General features: G+C 70.0%; 22 protein-coding genes and 1 tRNA gene. 13 read left to right on the plus strand and 10 right to left on the minus strand.

Features of this window, described 5'->3' with window-relative positions:
* Nucleotides 1-191: 191 nt before the first annotated feature.
* Complete coding sequence (locus ED92_RS32370; protein WP_037344992.1) at nt 192-1,121, plus strand: Ku protein; 930 nt, start codon at nt 192-194, stop codon at nt 1,119-1,121.
* Here ED92_RS32370 and ED92_RS32375 read toward each other — a convergent pair.
* A complete protein-coding gene (locus ED92_RS32375; RefSeq protein WP_037344994.1) occupies nt 1,108-1,755 on the minus strand; it encodes a B3/4 domain-containing protein in 648 nt (215 codons plus the stop codon). The genes ED92_RS32370 and ED92_RS32375 overlap by 14 nt on opposite strands.
* Before the next feature lie 11 nt (nt 1,756-1,766).
* Nucleotides 1,767-2,378, minus strand: coding sequence for a LysE family translocator (locus ED92_RS32380; protein WP_037344995.1), 612 nt, complete (start codon nt 2,376-2,378; stop codon nt 1,767-1,769).
* 138 nt (nt 2,379-2,516) lie between these two features.
* Between ED92_RS32380 and ED92_RS32385 the strand changes: the two genes are divergently transcribed.
* The 4 genes from ED92_RS32385 to ED92_RS32400 all read left to right on the plus strand — a co-directional run bounded on the left by ED92_RS32385 (nt 2,517) and on the right by ED92_RS32400 (nt 4,648).
* Nucleotides 2,517-3,017 (plus strand): hypothetical protein, encoded by a 501-nt coding sequence (locus ED92_RS32385; protein WP_037344996.1) that lies wholly within the window; start codon nt 2,517-2,519, stop codon nt 3,015-3,017.
* Nucleotides 3,017-3,898: an alpha/beta fold hydrolase gene (locus tag ED92_RS32390; protein WP_037344997.1), complete on the plus strand. Its 882-nt coding sequence runs from the start codon at nt 3,017-3,019 to the stop codon at nt 3,896-3,898. The genes ED92_RS32385 and ED92_RS32390 overlap by 1 nt, the downstream gene beginning before the upstream one ends.
* 28 nt (nt 3,899-3,926) lie before the next feature.
* On the plus strand, nt 3,927-4,343 hold the full coding sequence (locus ED92_RS32395) for a VOC family protein (protein WP_037344999.1): 417 nt from the start codon (nt 3,927-3,929) through the stop codon (nt 4,341-4,343).
* A gap of 98 nt (nt 4,344-4,441) precedes the next feature.
* Nucleotides 4,442-4,648: a CsbD family protein gene (locus ED92_RS32400; protein WP_037345000.1), complete on the plus strand. Its 207-nt coding sequence runs from the start codon at nt 4,442-4,444 to the stop codon at nt 4,646-4,648.
* A 45-nt stretch (nt 4,649-4,693) separates the two neighbouring features.
* Here the strand turns inward: ED92_RS32400 and ED92_RS32405 are convergent, their stop codons facing one another.
* The gene (locus ED92_RS32405) at nt 4,694-5,800 is read right to left on the minus strand and encodes a cytochrome P450 (RefSeq protein ID WP_037345003.1); all 1,107 of its coding nucleotides are present in this window, start codon (nt 5,798-5,800) and stop codon (nt 4,694-4,696) included.
* Between the two features lie 86 nt (nt 5,801-5,886).
* On the opposite strand from ED92_RS32405, the gene ED92_RS32410 reads away from it, so the two are divergent.
* The 3 genes from ED92_RS32410 (at nt 5,887) to ED92_RS32420 (ending at nt 7,750) form a co-directional block, all read left to right on the plus strand.
* Nucleotides 5,887-6,354, plus strand: a complete 468-nt coding sequence (locus ED92_RS32410) for a MarR family winged helix-turn-helix transcriptional regulator (protein ID WP_037345005.1) — start codon at nt 5,887-5,889, stop codon at nt 6,352-6,354.
* Between the two features lie 95 nt (nt 6,355-6,449).
* Nucleotides 6,450-7,046: an ECF RNA polymerase sigma factor SigK gene (sigK, locus tag ED92_RS32415; protein WP_016335855.1), complete on the plus strand. Its 597-nt coding sequence runs from the start codon at nt 6,450-6,452 to the stop codon at nt 7,044-7,046.
* On the plus strand, nt 7,043-7,750 hold the full coding sequence (locus ED92_RS32420; RefSeq protein ID WP_037345008.1) for an anti-sigma factor domain-containing protein: 708 nt from the start codon (nt 7,043-7,045) through the stop codon (nt 7,748-7,750). The genes sigK and ED92_RS32420 overlap by 4 nt, the downstream gene beginning before the upstream one ends.
* Here ED92_RS32420 and ED92_RS32425 read toward each other — a convergent pair.
* From ED92_RS32425 to ED92_RS32450, 6 genes are read right to left on the minus strand one after another with little or no spacing between them, the layout of a single operon-like run.
* On the minus strand, nt 7,737-8,681 hold the full coding sequence (locus ED92_RS32425) for an SDR family NAD(P)-dependent oxidoreductase (RefSeq protein WP_037345009.1): 945 nt from the start codon (nt 8,679-8,681) through the stop codon (nt 7,737-7,739). The two genes, ED92_RS32420 and ED92_RS32425, sit on opposite strands and share 14 nt — an antisense overlap.
* A 60-nt stretch (nt 8,682-8,741) precedes the next feature.
* Nucleotides 8,742-9,308, minus strand: coding sequence for a hypothetical protein (locus tag ED92_RS32430; RefSeq protein ID WP_037345011.1), 567 nt, complete (start codon nt 9,306-9,308; stop codon nt 8,742-8,744).
* Entirely contained in the window at nt 9,305-9,832 is a 528-nt protein-coding gene (locus ED92_RS32435) for a DUF6286 domain-containing protein (protein ID WP_037345012.1), read from the minus strand. Before ED92_RS32435 ends, ED92_RS32430 begins: the two co-directional genes overlap by 4 nt.
* Nucleotides 9,829-10,215, minus strand: a complete 387-nt coding sequence (locus tag ED92_RS32440) for an Asp23/Gls24 family envelope stress response protein (protein ID WP_016335850.1) — start codon at nt 10,213-10,215, stop codon at nt 9,829-9,831. Before ED92_RS32440 ends, ED92_RS32435 begins: the two co-directional genes overlap by 4 nt.
* A 5-nt stretch (nt 10,216-10,220) precedes the next feature.
* On the minus strand, nt 10,221-10,397 hold the full coding sequence (locus tag ED92_RS43070; RefSeq protein ID WP_016335849.1) for a hypothetical protein: 177 nt from the start codon (nt 10,395-10,397) through the stop codon (nt 10,221-10,223).
* A 41-nt stretch (nt 10,398-10,438) separates the two neighbouring features.
* Entirely contained in the window at nt 10,439-10,903 is a 465-nt protein-coding gene (locus ED92_RS32450) for an Asp23/Gls24 family envelope stress response protein (protein ID WP_037345013.1), read from the minus strand.
* A 245-nt stretch (nt 10,904-11,148) separates the two neighbouring features.
* On the opposite strand from ED92_RS32450, the gene ED92_RS32455 reads away from it, so the two are divergent.
* The 4 genes from ED92_RS32455 to ED92_RS32470 are packed head-to-tail and all read left to right on the plus strand — an operon-like array spanning nt 11,149 to nt 16,043.
* Nucleotides 11,149-12,594, plus strand: a complete 1,446-nt coding sequence (locus ED92_RS32455; RefSeq protein WP_037345014.1) for an alpha/beta hydrolase — start codon at nt 11,149-11,151, stop codon at nt 12,592-12,594.
* 16 nt (nt 12,595-12,610) lie between these two features.
* Entirely contained in the window at nt 12,611-14,125 is a 1,515-nt protein-coding gene (locus ED92_RS32460) for a sensor histidine kinase (protein WP_063777639.1), read from the plus strand.
* Nucleotides 14,122-14,775, plus strand: a complete 654-nt coding sequence (locus ED92_RS32465; protein WP_037345015.1) for a response regulator transcription factor — start codon at nt 14,122-14,124, stop codon at nt 14,773-14,775. Before ED92_RS32460 ends, ED92_RS32465 begins: the two co-directional genes overlap by 4 nt.
* A gap of 50 nt (nt 14,776-14,825) precedes the next feature.
* Nucleotides 14,826-16,043, plus strand: coding sequence for an alkaline phosphatase (locus ED92_RS32470; RefSeq protein ID WP_037345725.1), 1,218 nt, complete (start codon nt 14,826-14,828; stop codon nt 16,041-16,043).
* A gap of 51 nt (nt 16,044-16,094) precedes the next feature.
* Here ED92_RS32470 and ED92_RS32475 read toward each other — a convergent pair whose 3' ends face one another.
* A complete protein-coding gene (locus tag ED92_RS32475; protein WP_005157321.1) occupies nt 16,095-16,706 on the minus strand; it encodes an ANTAR domain-containing response regulator in 612 nt (203 codons plus the stop codon).
* Nucleotides 16,707-16,879: 173 nt separating this feature from the next.
* Between ED92_RS32475 and ED92_RS32480 the strand changes: the two genes are divergently transcribed.
* Nucleotides 16,880-16,953: transfer RNA gene (locus ED92_RS32480), tRNA-Leu, on the plus strand.
* The last annotated feature ends 148 nt before the right edge of the window (nt 16,954-17,101 follow it).

Consider the following 17,101-nt stretch of genomic DNA (forward strand, 5'->3'; position numbering starts at 1 on the left):
GAAAGCTGAAGGCACAGCTGCGGCTCGGCCCGACGGGGCAGCGCGCCGAACCGCGGGTAGGGGCTCCGCGGCGGTTGGCCTTCGTACTGGGGGTGGCCAACCGCCCTGGTAGCCCCCTTCTCCGCGTCCATGACCAGGTGTGATCCTCCGCGATCACGGGTACCAGGTCGGTGGAGGAGAGGAGTGTGCCCATGCGCCCGGTCTGGAGCGGTTCGCTTTCGCTCGGTCTGGTGACCGTCCCGGTCCGCCTGTACAGCGCGGTCGAAGACCATACGGTGCACTTCCGCCAGTTCCAGCGCGGCACCGAAGACCGCATCCGGTACCGGCGGGTGAACGAGCGCACCGGCAAGGAAGTCGGCTACGAAGACATCGTCAAGGGCTACGAGCTCGACAGCGGCGAGTACGTCGTCGTCGAGCAGGAGGAACTGGACGAGATCGCGCCGGGCCGGTCGAAGTCGCTCGACATCGAGAGCTTCGTCGAGCTGGACGCCATCGACCCGATGTTCTTCGACAAGACCTATTGGCTCGCGCCCGCGAAGGACGAGTTCGAGCGTCCGTACGCGCTGCTGCTCGAGGCGATGGACTCGTCGGGCAAGGCGGGGATCGCCAAATTCGTCATGCGCGGCCGCGAATACCTGGCGCTGGTGCGCTCCGGTGACGGCGTGATGGTGCTCAACACCCTCCATTTCGCGGCCGACCTGCGGGATCCCGCCGAGCAGCTGCCGGACCTCCCCGGCAAGGCGAAGGCGCGCGGCAAGGAACTCGACATGGCCGTCAACCTGATCGACGCGATGAGCGACGACTGGCGGCCCGAGGAGTACCGCGACACCTACACCGACCGTGTCCGGGAGCTGATCAAGGCCAAGAAGAAGGGCGACACCATCACGCCCGCCACCGAACCCGGGGAGCCGACGAAGGTCGTCGACCTGTTCGAGGCGCTTTCGAAGAGCGTGGAGAGCGGAAAGGCCAAGAAAAAGTCCGGGGCGAAGAAGCCGGCAGCGAAGAAGGATCTCTCTTCGCTGTCGAAGGCGGAACTGGACAAGCTGGCCAGGGAGCGGGACATCAAGGGGCGGTCGAAGATGAACCGCGCGAGCCTGGAGAAGGCGCTCAAAGCCTCGTGACGACGCCTGCCGCCGAGAGTTCGCCCGCGATCGCCTCGATCAGCAGCCGGACGTCCTCCGCCGCCGTCGCGTGCAGCCCTTCGGACACGATCAGCACGTCGGACGTCGTGGCGGAGACCGCGGAGTGCCCGCTCTGCCGGTTCGTCCATCGCCGCGCGTGGGCCTGACCGTCCTCGTCGGCGAAGATCACCTCACCGGGGTTCGGCTGTTCCACCGTGCCGGTGAAGGTCACGTACTTCTCGTCGCCGCGCGCGTGCCGGACTTCCAGCGAGCCGCTGATCTTCGCGATGTCGAGCACCGCGACCGGGATGGCGTAGGCGACCGAAACCGCGTTGCAGAGATCGATCACCGGATGGATGCGGGGGAGCGTGCCTTCCTTCCGCAGCCTGCGCAGCAAAGACTCCGACGCGCAGCGGTACTGCGTCGGCTTCAGGCCCATTTTGGCGAACGCCCGCCGCCACGCCTGGATCTCGGGGAACTCCGATTCCGGGCCGTCGGCGAGCCGCCGCGTCGCCCGCGCGACGAACTTTTCGAGATCGACCGGCAGTTCCGGGGTGATCCCGGTGGCTTGGAGCGTGCCGACGGCGAGGCCGGGGTGGGCGGAGCGGATGTCCGGGTGGTGCTGGAGTCGCATGCTGGACCTGTCTACTGGGTGGTGAACGCGAGTTTGGCGCCGAGCGCGGCGAAGGAACCGGCGAAGATCCGCCGGAGCCAGGCGAGCACGCGCGGCCGGGACAGAACGTGGTGCCGCACGCCGGCGGCGAGGACGCCGTACACGCTGAACACCACGAACGTCGCCAGCATGAACACCCCGCTCAGCAGCAGCATCCGGAGGAGCGAACCGGGCTCGCCCGCGGGGACGAACTGGGGCAGGAACGCGAAGAAGAACAGTGTCAGCTTCGGGTTCAGGACGTTGATCAGCACGCCGGAGGTGATCGTCCGCAGCGCCGAGGTTGGTTCGGGATCGCCCTCCACGACGATGGCTTCCCGGTCCTTCAGCGTCGCCCACGCCATGTAGAGCAGGTACGCCACACCGAGGTACTTGAGGATCTCGAACGCCACCGCGCTGGCGTGCAGCAGTGCGGCGAGGCCGGTGATCGCGGCGATCATGTGGGGGACGATGCCGAGGGTGCAGGCGGTCGCGGCGAGGACGCTCGCGCGTCTTCCCCTGGCCAGCCCGGCGGAAAGGGTGTAGACCACGCCGGTGCCGGGCGTGGCGACCACGACCAGAGTGGTGATCAGGAAGGCGATGCTCACGAGGTCACTGTGCGCGTTGTTTGGCCTCGTGGACAGAGCCAAACCCATGGCGCTTCACTGGACCAAAGGGTTGATCGACGGGTTCACCGGATGGAGTGGCATGATGCACGCTCGCACGTCGACGAGGAAGGCCTTGGTTTGAGCGCGCGCACTTCCCAGGTGGACGACCTCCGGCTGGTGGCACAACCGAACGCCGTGTTGTGTTCCGAGCTCTTCGTCCGTCTCATCTTGTCGGATTGGTCCTTGCGGCCGTTGCTCGATCAGGCGAAGACCGCCGCCGCCAGACTGGTGGGCACGCTGGTCGACGCGGCCGATCCGAAGGAGCCGCCGTTCCTGACGCTCAGACTGCGCCTGCGGTCGGACGTGCTGGTCATCGAGGTCGACCACGAACTGGACGGCCTTCCGGTGCCGACGCCCGCGCCGGGCGAGCGGACCGGGGTGGCGCCGAGTGCGACCGGCGGCGTGACCGTCTGGTGCGAGCTGCCGCTGCCCGGCGGCCTGTCGGCCGGACAGGTCCGGCTGCCGAGGCGAGGCGACCGGCGCACGCTGGTGGACGAACCGGTCTCCGGTGAGCCCGTCGGCGCCGATCCCGAAGTCCTGGAACGGCTTTTGACGAGGTTGAGCGGCTGGTCCGGCTGATGGCCACGAACCGCGTCGCCACCCCGGTCCTGGAGATCGAATACGAACACCTCGGCGAGGCGAGCGGGCCGCCTGTGGTCCTGTTGCACGGGTTCCCGTACGACATCCGCGCTTACGACGAGGTCGCGGCGGTCCTCGCGGCGGGCGGTGCCTCGGTGTACGTCCCGTATCTCCGCGGGTTCGGGGGGACGCGGTTCCTCGACGACGCCACGCCCCGCTCCGGGCAGCAGGCCGCGCTCGCGCAGGATCTGCTCGACTTCATGGACGCGCTGGGCCTGGAAAACGCCGTCGTCGCCGGATACGACTGGGGCGGCCGCGCGGCGTGCATCGTGGCGGCGCTCCGGCCCGAACGCGTGCGCGGACTGGTGTCGGTGGACGGCTACAACGTCCAGAACCTCGCCTACGCCGGGGAACCGGCGCCGCCGGAATGGGAACGCACGTACTGGTACCAGTATTACTTCCATTCCGAGCGCGGCCGCCGAGGGCTGACGGAGAACCGCGATGAGCTGTGCGCGTTGTTGTGGCGCACCTGGTCGCCGACCTGGGCCGGCGCCGACGCGGCGTTCCCGGCGAGCGCGCGGAGCCTCCACAATCCGGATTTCGTCGACGTCGTCATCCATTCGTACCGGCACCGGTTCGGTCTGGCGGAGGGTGATCCGCGGTATCAGGCGCTCGAAGACCTGATCGCGCGGGAGCCCGCCATCACAGTGCCGTCAGTGGTGCTGGAAAGCGGGGACGACGGCGTCGGCGGGCCCAGCGCGGCGGGCGACCGCGAGCACTTCACCGGGCCGTACACGCATCGGGTGCTCCCGGGGGTGGGCCACAACGTTCCTCAGGAGGCACCTGAAGCGTTCGCCGCCGCGGTGACGTCTCTGCTTTAGTGAGACCCCTCCCGCGAAAGGAACGACCGTGACCGACCCCCAGCCCGCGCCCCCGGTCCCGCCGGGAACGTTCCTGCTCGAACTCGTCCCGGTGCCGGTCAGCGACATCGACCGGGCGAAAGAGTTCTACACGGAAAAGCTCGGTTTCCACCTCGACGTCGACGTGCGTCCGGCCGACGGGGTCCGGATCGTCCAGCTCACTCCGCCGGGTTCGGCCTGCTCGATCACCTTGGCCACCGGCATCGCGTCGCTGGACATGCCGGCCGGATCCCTGCGCGGGTTGCATCTGGTGGTCGCCGACATCGAGGAGGCGCGCGCCGCGCTCATCGCCAAGGGGGCCGAGGTCGGCCCGGTCGAGGACATGGGCGGCGTCTTCTACGCGGCGTTCAGCGATCCGGACGGCAACACCTGGACGCTCCAGCACATGCCGTGGCGCGTGGGGTGAGGGCGATCACCCGTCCGTGTGCGTGACGAATCCCGATCTTCGTCTGTCCTTCGGACGTAGGGCGCACGATCCGGGCGCCACGGACGGAGGAGGACCCGATGTCGTTGGGCGACAAGATCAGCAACAAGGCCGAAGAGTTCGGCGGTAAGGCCAAGGAGGCCGCCGGCGACTCCACCGGTAACGACGAACTGCGCGCGGAAGGTCAGGCGGACCAGGCGAAGGCCGGCCTCAAGGGTGCCGTCGAGAACGTGAAGGACGCCGTCGGCGACGCGGCGGACAAGATCCGTGACACCTTCAAGAAGTAGCGGTCCTTTCGGGCCGGGGCGGCGGTTTCCGCGCCCCGGCCCGGTTCAGCCGCGCAGCCGCACCGGCAGGCTCGTGAGCCGTGTGCCTTGGATGCCGCCGAGGAACGTCTGCCGGAGTTCGCCGTACGGCACGGCGAGCCGGGCTTCGGGGAAGTCCGTGCGCAGCACCGTCGCCACCGCGCGCAATTCGAGCTGTGCGAGCTGGGCACCGACGCAGAAGTGTGGCCCCGCGCCGAAAGTCAGATCCGGGCCCGGTTTCCTCGCCGGGTCCGTGTTGATGCCCTGGATATCGACGAGCACCGGCGCCCCGGCGGGGAGCCGGATCCCGGCGAGGTCGAGCTCCACGGTGGTGAACCGCCACAGCGTGAACGGCGCGGGCGGATGGTCCTTGAGCGTTTCGCGGACGAGGTCGTTCACGGATGCCTTGTCCCCGTTCAGAAGCCGCGAGATCAGGAAGCCGATCGAGGCGTCGGTGGTCAGCTGCCCGGCGAAGATCAACGCGAACAGGTGATACCGCAGGTCCTTTTCGGACGTTCCGGTAGGGAGACTGTCGCGTAGTTCGGTCGCGAGCCCGTTCCGGTTCGGCGTCAGCCCCGCGGCGGCGAGATCCGCGATCGCGGCGATGGCCTTGCCCTGTGCACCCGGTTCGGGATCCGACATGCGGCGGCAGGCGTTCACGGCCGCGTCGAGCAGCTGGAGCGGGACGCCGAGCAGGTCGAGCAACACCGTCAACGGGAAACGGGTGGAGAACCCGTCCATGAGATCGACGGTCCCGTTACCGAGGTCCGCCAGCAGGGCGCGCGCGATCCGGTGAATCCGGTCCGCCTGCGCCTGGATTCGTTTGGCGCTCAGCAGCGGGGCGTGCGCTCGCCGCAGACGGGTGTGTTCGGGTCCGTCCAGCGTGGTGAGGGACGGCTGTTCGGCGGCGGTCTGTTCGAGCGCCGTCCAGCCCGCGGGGGCCAGCGCCGGATCCTTGGCGATGCGGGGATCGGAGAGGACTTCGCGGGCCAGCTTCTCCTCGGTGACGATCCACGCGCTTCCGCCCTCGGGGGCGGCCACTTCCACGAGCGGGCCGGCGGCTCTCAGCGCGGGACGGACGGGGTCGGGTTCGGTGATGCCGCGGGTCGACGCGGCGAACGGATCGGGGAGCAAAAAAACTCCTTCATGAGAAAGTGGCTTCACGGTGAAGGTATATTCGTGGCCGGTAGGTTGTCAAAGCACGGAACCGAGGAGGGGTGATGGCGGACGATGTCGCGGCGCGGAGCGCGTCGCTCCTGGACGGCCTCCGGAGTTTCGGGGCGAACTACACCGAGTTCACCCGGCGGTTCGCGGACTGGCTCGGCCTGCACGCCACCGACGCCGCCGCACTGGTGGAGATCCTCTACGCCGAAGACACCGGCTCGCCGCTGTCCCCGGCCCGGCTCGGCGAACGCATCGCCCTGACCTCCGGCGCGACCACGAACCTGCTCAACCGGCTGGAGAACCTCGGCTATGTGGTGCGGACCAGGGAGAACACCGACCGCCGGGTGGTGACGCTGCGCAGCGGCGCCGACATCCAGGCGCCCGCGCGGGAGTTCTTCGGCCCGTTCAGCGCCGGGCTCGCGGCCCTGGTGGCGCAGTACCCGCCGGAAGAGGTCGAACGCTTCGAGGGCTTCCTCCGCCAGCTGAAGTCCACAATGGACAACGTGCTGGAAGAACAGGCTTGACTGGCGGACCAGTCCGATCCGCTCTCGGCACCGAATCCCTCCCGGACGCCCTGGTAACCGCGTAGCCGGGCGTCGGGTGAGGTGGAGGCAGCTTGATGGTCGAGGGTGTGCGGACGAGTCCGCGCGGAAGCGGCGGCACCGGAACGGAGCCCGCCGAGACGAGTTTGATGCAACGGGTCGCGGCCGGCGACGAACAGGCGTTCGCCGACCTGTACGACGTCGTGGCCGGACCGGTGTGGGGTGTGGTGAACAGGGTCGTGCGCAACGGCACGTTCGCCGAGGAGGTCACCCAAGAGGTCCTGGTGGAGGTGTGGCGGACGGCCGCGCGATTCAAACCGGGCAAGGGGAGCACGCTGGCCTGGGTGCTCACCATCGCGCACCGGCGGGCGGTGGACAGGGTGCGATCGCATCAGGCCGCGCTCGACCGGGACGACCGTGCGGGCCGGCTCGATTTCCGGCGCCCCTTCGACGAGGTCGCCGAGTCGACGATCAGCAACCTGGAGCAGCAGCGGGTGCGCCAGTGCCTGTCCGCGCTGACCGACCTGCAACGCGAATCGGTGGTGCTGGCCTACTACAACGGCTACACGTACCCGGAGGTCGCGGAGGTCCTCGACACCGCGCCCGGCACGGTGAAGACCCGCATCCGCGACGGCCTCATCCGGCTGCGCGACTGCCTGGGGGTGGGGCAATGACCGCCGAGCTGCACACGTTGACCGGGGCTTACGCCCTGGACGCCGTCCCGGCGGAAGAGGCCGCGGCGTTCGAACGGCACCTGCGGGGTTGTCCCGCGTGCGGCCAAGAGGTCCGAGAACTCCGGGAGACCGCCGCGCGGTTGGGAAGGGGGCTGGCCACCGCGCCACCGCCGAGTCTGAGGGAAGCGACACTCACGCGGGTCGCCCACACCCGTCAGTGGCCGCCCTCGCTCGCGCGTCGCAGCGGGGTCGTGAAGACCCGCGTCGCTCTTTGGGGTGCCGCGGCGGCCGCCGTCGGAGCGCTGGTGTTCGGTCTGGTCACCACGACCACCGATCCAGGGGCCGACCCCGCGCAACAGCAGCTGGCCTCCGTCAACGCCGTGCTCACCGCGCCCGACGCCTCGACGGTCAAGGGTGCCGAACGCGGGACGACCACGGTCGTGACGTCGCGGAGCCAGGGCAAGATCGTCGTACTGCCCGGTGAGCTCCCGCCCCTCGCGGCGGGCAAGGCGTATCAGGTGTGGCTCATCGGGGCGAGCGGGGTGCATTCCGCCGGTCTGCTGGCGCCGGACGGTCCACATCGGACTCAGCCGGTGCTCGCGGAGCTGCCGGGCGGGATCGACCGGGTCGGCATCACCGCGGAACCGGCCGGAGGTTCGCCCGCGCCGACGGTTCCGGCGGTCGTCATGGTCAATCTGTCCTAGCGCCGGTCAGCCGCTCGCAGGCCTGCCAGAGTTCCTGGCGCTGCGCGGCGGTTTCCCGGGTCTTGCCGAGGTAGTGCGTCGGGCGCTGGACGCGGTCGTGCCAGAACATGCCGTTGTACCGGCCCGGTTCCGCGGCGGCGGCGAGCCAGACGAACGTGTCCGCGCCCTGCTCCGGGTTCCGCAGGAGCGGGCCGGTCAGCTTCCGGAACGTCGGCAGGGAGGTCGCGACCCCGGGCGTGTCGGCCCAGCCGGGGTGGGCGCTGTGCACGGTGACCCCGGAGCCGTCCAGCCGGTCCGCCCAGAGTTCGGCGAGCACCACCTGCATCCGTTTGGTGCGCGCGTAGCCGGCGGCCGGTTTGTACTCGTCACGGCGGTACTGCAGGTCGTCGGCACGCAGCGGCTGGCCGTACATGCCACCGGAACTGACCCAGATCACCCTCGCGCCGTCGGCGAACTTCGGCCGGAGCGACGCGGTCAGCAGATGAGGGCCGAGCACATGCGTGGCCAGCATGAGTTCGTTGCCCTCGGCCGTTTCCGTGCGTTCGGCGGGCATGACCCCGGCGTTGTGCACGAGGACGTCGACCTCGCCGTCGAGGTTCTTGACGTAGTCGCGGACGGACGAGATCAGGCTGACGTCGCAGTGGTCGGCGATGATCCGCGAACCGGGGACGGCGCGCTCGATCTCGGCGCGGGCGGCGTCACCGTCGCCGCGGATCGCGATGCGGACGGTCGCGCCCAGCTTCGCCAGGCCGATGGCCGTGGCCTTGCCCAGGCCCGCCTTCGCGCCGGTCACCACGGCGACCTTGCCCGCGAGCGCGTCCGGCGCGGGATCCTCCGGCCACCAGGCTCGGCGCAGGAGGTATCCGATGTTGCCGTACCCGAGCAGGGTCCGGTCGAGCACGGTGTCGGCGGCGCGGGTCACGATGGACATGCGGATGCTCCTCCTCGGTCGTGGTAGGCGACTTCCCGGCGAGGCCGCCGCGGAAACCTCTTACCGGATGCGGGGCCCGGCCTTCGCGGAGAAACGGAACTCGATGGTCATCGGAAGCTCGTCGAGATCCAGTGCCTGACGCAGCCTCGGCAAGCCCTCCTCGGTGATCCGCTCGCGGATCGCGGCCAGATCGCCGTCCTGTTCGGCGCTCAGCACCACGGCCAGCACCGGCGCGTCCTGGGTGCCGCCGAGCGTGGCGTGCGCCGCGTGGACGCCGGGGTAGGTCGCGACCTCCGCCGTGAAGGGTTCCACCGCGGTGCTCGCGGCCAGCGCGGTCCGGCCGGTGTCCTGCTCGAAACGCCAGGTGTGGGATTTGGGTTTGCGGACGGGCTGCGCGATGAGCCAGCGCAGGGCCAGCAGCCCGAGGAGCACCGCGCCCCCGGCGACGGCGTACCAGACCCACGCGGGCGGCATGGCGGTGCCGGGGACGAGCGTGGTGCCGGGATCCAGCAGCGGGATCCGGCCGAAATGGGTGCCGACGGCGAATCCGCCACCGGCGATCAGCACGAGCCCGGTCAGCACCAGCAGGGTGCGGTTCAGCCGGGCGGGACGGTTGAGGTCGGTCATGACGCGCTCCTGGTGGCCTTGACCCGGACCCGCACGGCGGGAACGGTGGCGGGGCCGATCTGGGCTAGGCGGTGCTCGATGGCGGAGCGGACGGCGTCGGCGAGCCCCGCGGTGTTCGTCCGCCCGGTGGTCACCACCGAGACGATCGCGCGCCGCTTCACCTTGAGCTTCGCCGCCGAGACACCGTCCACAGTGGATGCGGCGGTGCGCAGGGTCGATCGGTAGCTGCGGCGGGAGGCACCCGAATCCGTGCCGCCTTCGAGCGGCAGCACGGTCGGCTTCCCCGGGACGACCGCGCTCACGAGGAGCAGCAGACCGAGCAGCGCGACCACGCCGCCGGCGATCGCCGGAAGAGGATCACTCCACCGGAGATCGTGCAGTGCGGACGCGATGGCGTCGTAGCTGATCCACGGTTTCTCCCCGATGATCGTCTGGATCGCGACGGCGGCGGCCAGGACACAGCCGGCGAGCACCACGAGGGCGACCAGCACGGCCGGGACGCTGCGGCGTGGGCGCCGTTTCATCGGACCCTCCTCGTCTCGGTCTCCCCGGAATGCAGGGCGGTGACGGTGATGTCGACCCGCGTGACGGTCAGGCCCGAGAGCCCGCCGACGCGGCGGATCAGATGCTCGCGCACGGCCTCGGTGGTGGCGCGCACCGAAAGCGGGTACTTCACCGAAAGCCGGACGTCCAAAGTGGTCGTCGAACCGGTGACGTGCGCGCTCACCTTGGCACCCTGGTCGAGGTCTTCGCCGCCGACCGCGATCCCGAGCACCCGGGAGGCCGCGCCGCCGACGCCGTCGACCTCGGTGATCGCCCGCGCGGCGATCCGTTCGACGGCGCCGTCGGCCACGGTCAGCCCGCCGCGCCCGTCCGTTCCGGGCGCGGCGGCGGTCATGGTCGTCATGGCGATCAGCCCCTGTCGCGGCCCGCCAGGGCCGAAAGGTCGAGCTTGCCGTCGAGGAACCTGCCGACCAGCAGGCCGAGCGCGGCGAGCACGAGCACGACGAGGAAGGCGCCGAAGCCGCCGAACGCGCCGGCCACGCCGAGCACGAGACCGGTCAACAGGCCGAGTTGGGTGGCGTTCATGAACGTTCTCCTTGCTGTCTGGCGCGGACCGGCGCCGATGGTCACTGGACGCGGCCGGACTCGGCGTTGTCGTCGGCGTCGTCGTCGCCCGGGATGTGCACGTCGGACACGTTGATGTTGACCTCGACGACCTCGAGTCCGGTCATCTGCTCGACCGCGCCGATCACGTTGCGGCGCACCGATTTCGCGAGATCCGCGATCGCGACGCCGTATTCGACGACGATCTGCAGGTCGACCGCGGCCTGGCGCTCGCCGACCTCGACGGAGACGCCCTGCCCGGCGGACGCGGTGGCGCCCGGGATGCGCTCGCGCAGCGCGTTGAACGCCCGCACGGCGCCGCCGCCCAGCGCGTGGACACCGGTGATCTCCCTGGTCGCGAGGCCCGCGACCTTCTGCACGACGGTGTCGGCGATCGTGGTCACGCCCTGGGTGGAGACGAGCGCGCTGTTCTCGGCGGGGGCGGTGGAGTTCGAGTTCGGCTTGGCGGTGGTGGCGGTGTTCGTCATCGCGATCTCCTCAATTCGGATTCCGTTGCCTGCGGTGGAAGTTCTTCGCTTCCACACTCAATAGACCCAGCCGCGCGAAGATCGTCACGACCCGATCGTGTGGTCTGGATCTCATCGCCGGCGGGTATGTCTTTCGGCCTAGTCCCCGCGGCCGACACCGCCGCCCCTTTTCATCCCGTCGAGGGTCGTGCGCACGGCGGGCCGCGGGGTTGGATCGTCCGGTGTCCCGAAGGCAGGAGTTACGAGTGAGCTGGAAATGCGTGATGCTGTCGATCGCGCTCGTCGCCGGATGTACCACATCGCAAGGAACTCCGGCGCCGGTGACCAAAGTGGACGAACCGGAGCGCGAGGCGGCGCTGACGTCGTTCTACCGGCAGACCCTGGACTGGCGCCCCTGCGAAGCCCTGCAGTGCGCGAAGCTGACCGTGCCCGTGGACTACCGGCGGCCGGACGGGCCGAAGTTCACGCTGCCGGTGATCAAGGCCGCGGCGACCCGGCCGGGGGAGCGGATCGGCACGCTCGTCGCCGGTGCGGGCGGCCCCGGGCAGTCCGGTGTCGCCATGGTGAAGGACATCGCGGGCACCTGGCCCGCCCCGGTCCGTGCCAGGTTCGACCTGGTCGGCTTCGATCCGCGGGGGATCGGCGGCAGCGAACCGCGGCTCCGCTGCGACACCGAGGGAGAACCCGTTTCGAAGGCGCCCGAGGGCCTGCCGCTGATCGGCGCCGAGGTCCCGAGCACCCGGCAGTACGCCGAGGCGTGCCTGAAGAACACCGGGGAGAACGTGCTGCGGCACCTGGGCACCGACGACGTCGTCAGCGACCTCGACGTCCTGCGGGTGGTCACCGGCCAGGAGAAACTGACCTACCTCGGCTACTCCTACGGCACGCGGATCGGCCAGCTGTACGCCGACCGGTTCCCGAAGAAGATTCGCGCCATGGTGCTCGACGGTGTCGACAACACCTATCTCGATTGGCGGGCCGACACCGTCGAGCAGGCGAAAGGCGTGGAAGACACCCTGCTGACCTACGCGAAGCAATGTGCCACGAGGACCGGCAAACCGTGCCCCGGCCAGGACGAGACCGAAATCCTCGCCACCGTGGACCGAGTGCTGGCCAAAGCGGACAAAGCGGGTGAAGGGAGCGCTCTTCGTTCGGAGATCTCCGCGAAGCTCACTTTTCCGGCGGACTGGGCGGAGCTGTCGGAAATCATCCTCGGCGCCGACGCTCCCTCGGACGGCTCGTCGGACGAGCCCGCCGACGAGCCGGAGACCTCGACCGACACGACCGACGCGCTCACCGTCGTCAACTGCCTCGACCGGACCCATCCCACCGATCTGGCGGCCTACGAGGACGCCGCGCGAGAGCTTCGCCGCGTTTCCCGGCTCTCGTCCGGCACGGAAGCGCTCGGCTGCGCCTTCCTGCCCACCGGCGCCGCTCCGTCCAGGACGATCCGGGCGGACGGCGCGCCGCCCATCCTGCTCGTCGGGACCACGAAGGACGCCGCGACGCCGTATGGCTGGGCGCGGCGGCTGCCGGAGAGCCTCAAATCCGCGGTGCTTCTGTCCAATGAGGACGTCGGGCACGCCGTCTTCGGCGGCGGATCGTCCTGTGTGGACGATGCGGTGAGCCGGTATCTGGTCGATTCGACGATTCCCGCCGCCCCGGCCCGCTGTACCGGCGGTCCCGTGTGATGCTGGCAGCGTGAAGATGCTCGACCGGCGGCTCGGCACGGTGCTCGCCGAGATACTCCTGGCCGGATTCGTCGCGGGCGTGACCGTCTTCCTCGCCGATCTGCTGCCCGCGTGGGGCTGGCCGGAGGTGTTCCCGCCGTCGGCGCCGGCGCTGGCCGCCGTGATCGCCTGCGCCGTCGTGCTGGTGCTGCTGCGCCGCCGGTTCACGGTGTCCGCGCTGCTCGCCGCGACCGTGCTGTTCGGGCTGTTCCCCGCGACCGGTGTCGCACTCGCGGTCGTCGCGCATACGGCGGGAGCCCGGGGGCGGCGGTGGCCGCTGTTCGGTCTCACCGCGCTGCTGCCTGCCGCGGTCGTGCTGCTCACCCAGCCGGCCTTCCGCTGGCAGTACGTCCTCGTGGTGATCGCCGTTTCGACGGTCTCGTGCCTCGTCCTGCCCGCGCTGGCCGGCGCGATGCAGGCGCAGCAGGCGAGGCTGGTGGTGGCGTTGCGCGACCGCGCCCGCCTGGAGGAACGGTCGCGGCTCGCCGAGGAGATGCACGACCAGCTCGGGCACCGGCTCAGCCTCATCACGATGTTCTCCGGCGCGCTGGAGGTCGCCGCCGAGGGCAAGGATCCCGAGTTGCGGCAGGCGGCCGGGCACGTCCGGTCGACGGCCAAGATCGCGCTCGAAGAACTGCGGGAGTCACTTGGCATCCTGCGGCCGGGCGGGGAACCGGCCGAACCCGCCGAAGCCACGGACGCCGCCGGTACGAAGTCCGATATCGAGGGTCTGGTGGCGTCGTCGCGCGATGCCGGCCTCGAAGTGGCGTTCGACTGGCGGGGCTCCGACCTCGACGGCGTCCGGCCACCGGTCCGCCGGGCCGTGCACCGCTTGGTGCGCGAGGCACTGACCAACGTGCACAAGCACGCCGCCGGCGCGTCGGTGACCGTCGTCGTCGATCATGGCGACGACCTGGTGCAGGTCGTGGTGCGCAACAGCGCCGAGCAGGTGGCGGCGGAGCGGCTGCCCGGCACCGGACGCGGGCTGGGCGGCCTGCGTGAACGGGTCCGTCTCCTCGGCGGGACGTTCACCGCCGGGCCGGATCCCGAAGGCGGCTTCGCCGTCACGGCCGGCCTGCCGAAACGGGCGAACGCGCCCCTCGCGGAAGAGACGGGCGAAGAGCGGCCGGGCCGGATCCAGTCGGGTCTGCTCCTGACGACCGGTCTGGCCGCCGTCGCCGCGCTGCTGCTGACCACGCTCGCCTTCGTACCGCCGCTCACGCCCGCCGACCACGAGGATCCGCTGGCCAGCGTGAAGATCGGGATGACACCCGAAGAGGTTGAGGCGTGGTTCGGCCCGAACGAACCCGCCGCGCACGCCGCCGCGGAGGGTCACGAGCCGCCGATACCCGGCGACAGCTACTGCGTCTACGTCGCGGCCGCCGACCCGCCCGACGCGGAAACCGCCGCTATCTTCCGGTTCTGCTTCGGCGACCGGGGGTTGGTGGAGAAGACCTGGTTCGAGGTCCCCGTACCGGAGGAGGCGCCATGATCCGGGTCCTGCTCGCCGACGACGAACCGCTGCTCCGTGCGGGCGCGCGGCTCCTGCTGAAGCAGGCGGGCGACATCGACGTCGTGGCCGAGGCCTCGGACGGCGCGGAGGCGATCGACGTCGTCCGGCGGATACCCGTGGACGTCGCGTTGATGGACATCCGGATGCCCGGGACGGACGGGCTCGCCGCGGTCGAGGAGATCGCGCGTGAAGTGCGGGTCATCATGCTCACCACGTTCGGGGACGAGGCCTACGTGGCCCGCGCCCTGCGCGCGGGGGCGGCCGGGTTCCTGCTCAAGGACACCGATCCGGCGCAGCTCATCCAGGCCGTGCGGTCCGCGGCCGCCGGCGAGGCGGTGCTGTCGCCCCGGATCGCGAAGCAGGTCATCGACCGGTTCCGCGACGCCGACGCGGCGGACGCCGACAACGCCGCACGGGCCAGGCGGCGGATCGAAGCGCTGACCGCGAGGGAGCTCGACGTCCTGGTGCGGGTGGGTCGCGGCCTGGGCAACGCGGAGATCGCGGAGGAGCTGCGGCTGTCGAACGGCACGGTGAAGATCCACGTCAGCCGCATCCTCGCCAAGCTGGGCTGCGCGAACCGCGTCCAGGCCGCGATCCTCGCGCACGATGCGGGCATTCTGCGTGGTTGAACGAGCCTCTCATCTCTGTTAGGAAAGGTTCCTAACTAATGGGAGGCGATGTGCGCGGACGTGGTCTTGCGGCGGCGACGGTTCTGGTGGTCCTGTGCGGTGGCTCGGCCGCCGTCGCGGACACGACGATGGCGGGGTCCGGCGCGCGGTCGGCGCGCAACATCATCTACATCCAGGGCGACGGCCTCGGCCTCGGTCAGCGGGACCTGCTCCGGCTGGCGCTCAAGGGCAAGAACGGCAGGCTCGCGATGGACGGGCTCGCGGCCACCGGGCTCGTACGGACGGCTTCGGACGATCCCGACGAGATCGTCACCGACTCCGCCGCGGCGGCCACCGCCCTCGCGACCGGGCACAAGACACGCAACGGCGCGGTCGGGGTGGACGGCCACGGGCGCCCGCTGGAGACGATTCTCGAACGGGCGAAGCGGGCGGGGAAGTCGACCGGCCTGGTCACCACCGCGCAGGTGACGGGTGCGTCGCCGGCCGCGTTCGCGGCGCACGTGCCCAGCCGGGACTCGCAGAGCGACATCGCGAAGCAGTACATCGAGAACAGCCGTCCGGATGTCCTGCTCGGCGGCGGCGAGGACTGGTGGTATCCCAAGGGGAATCCCGGGCTCTGGCCGGACAAGCCGGGGGAGGAGAGCCGCAGTCCCTACGGCAACCTGGTCGAACGCGCGCAGCGGACGGGCTACACCTACGTGCGCGACGGCGACGAACTGCGGACCACGCGGGCGAACCGGATCCTCGGCCTGTTCGCGAACGAGGACATGGTCGACTACGGCCCCGACGGCGTCGGGAAATACGCGCCGCGGGTGCCGCTCCAGCAGATGGCGCGCAAGGCGCTGGACACCCTTTCGAAGAACCCGCGCGGTTTCTTCCTGTTCCTGGAGGAAGAGGGGACCGACGGCATGTCGCACGAGAACAACGCGCACGGCGTGATCGACGCCGGCCGGTCGCTCGACGCCACCGTCGCCGAGGTCCTGCGCTTCGTCCGCACGCACCCCGACACGCTGGTGATCATCGGCGGCGACCACGAGACGGGCGGGTTGAGCATCGAGAACCACGACGCGTCCGACACCGACCCTGACCAGGACGGTCCTTTCGACGTACCGGGTTCGAAGCTCCAGTTCACTGTGGACTGGACGACGCACGACCACACCGGCGCCGACACCCCGGTCACCGCCGAAGGCCCCGGCTCCACCCGTCTGGGTGGCACCGTCGAGAACACCGACGTCTACTGGGTGATGCGGCTGGCGAGCGGCCTCTGAACATGAAAAAGGCCACCTCCGACAATGGAGGTGGCCTTTTCGCGGGTTTCGTCAGCCGATGCTCTCGACGACGGCCTCGGCGACCGCCTTCATCGTGGTCCGGCGGTCCATCGCGGTGCGCTGTATCCACCGGAACGCGTCCGGCTCGGTGAGCCCCTGACGGCTCATCAGCAGCCCCTTGGCACGGTCGATGACCTTGCGCGTCTCGAGCCGGTCCGTGAGGCCCGCGACCTCGGATTCCAGCGCCTGCAGCTCGGCGAACCGGCTCACGGCCAGCTCGATGGCGGGCACCAGGTCGCGTTTGGCGAACGGCTTGACCAGATACGCCATCGTGCCCGCGTCCCTGGCCCGCTCGACGAGGTCGCGCTGGCTGAACGCGGTCAGGATGACGACCGGCGCGATCCGGTCGCCGGTGATCTTGGAAGCGGCCTCGATACCGTCGAGCTTCGGCATCTTGACGTCGAGGATCACCAGGTCGGGCTTCAACTCGGTGGCCAGGTTGATGGCCTGCTCGCCGTCTCCGGCCTCGCCGACGACCTCGTAGCCCTCTTCGCGGAGCATCTCGACGAGGTCCAAACGGATGAGGGCCTCGTCTTCGGCCACGAGCACCCGCCGCTGGGGTGCGGCGACGGCACCATTGGCCTCGGCAGCCTGCTCGGTCACCGGGGTCCTCCTGAAGGTCGTCGGGCAGTTCGGCTCGCGGGCTGTCCGCGAACCTGAAGCCTACCGGGAACGATCCAGACGGCTAGATGGCGTTCACCACGTCAGACGGTCGTCACACTCCCGGGCCCGGCGTACGGCGCGCTCCCGTGATCCCGTAAAGTTCACCGCGCGCCGCCCCCGTAGCCCAACTGGCAGAGGCAACGGATTCAAAACCCGTCCAGTGTGAGTTCGAATCTCACCGGGGGCACGTAGAACGACCAGCGAAAACCGGCCCCTCACCAGGCAAAATCAGGTGAGGGGCCGGTGTCGTGTTGTCCGGCTGTGACCGGCTAAAACCGGTGTCCTACGGGTGGCCACCCCCAATACGCCCCCAAATTTCGCGGCACGCGGCATCA

It is taken from the genome of Amycolatopsis sp. MJM2582 (assembly GCF_000754115.1).
In the GTDB taxonomy this organism is placed as follows: Bacteria; Actinomycetota; Actinomycetes; order Mycobacteriales; family Pseudonocardiaceae; genus Amycolatopsis; species Amycolatopsis japonica.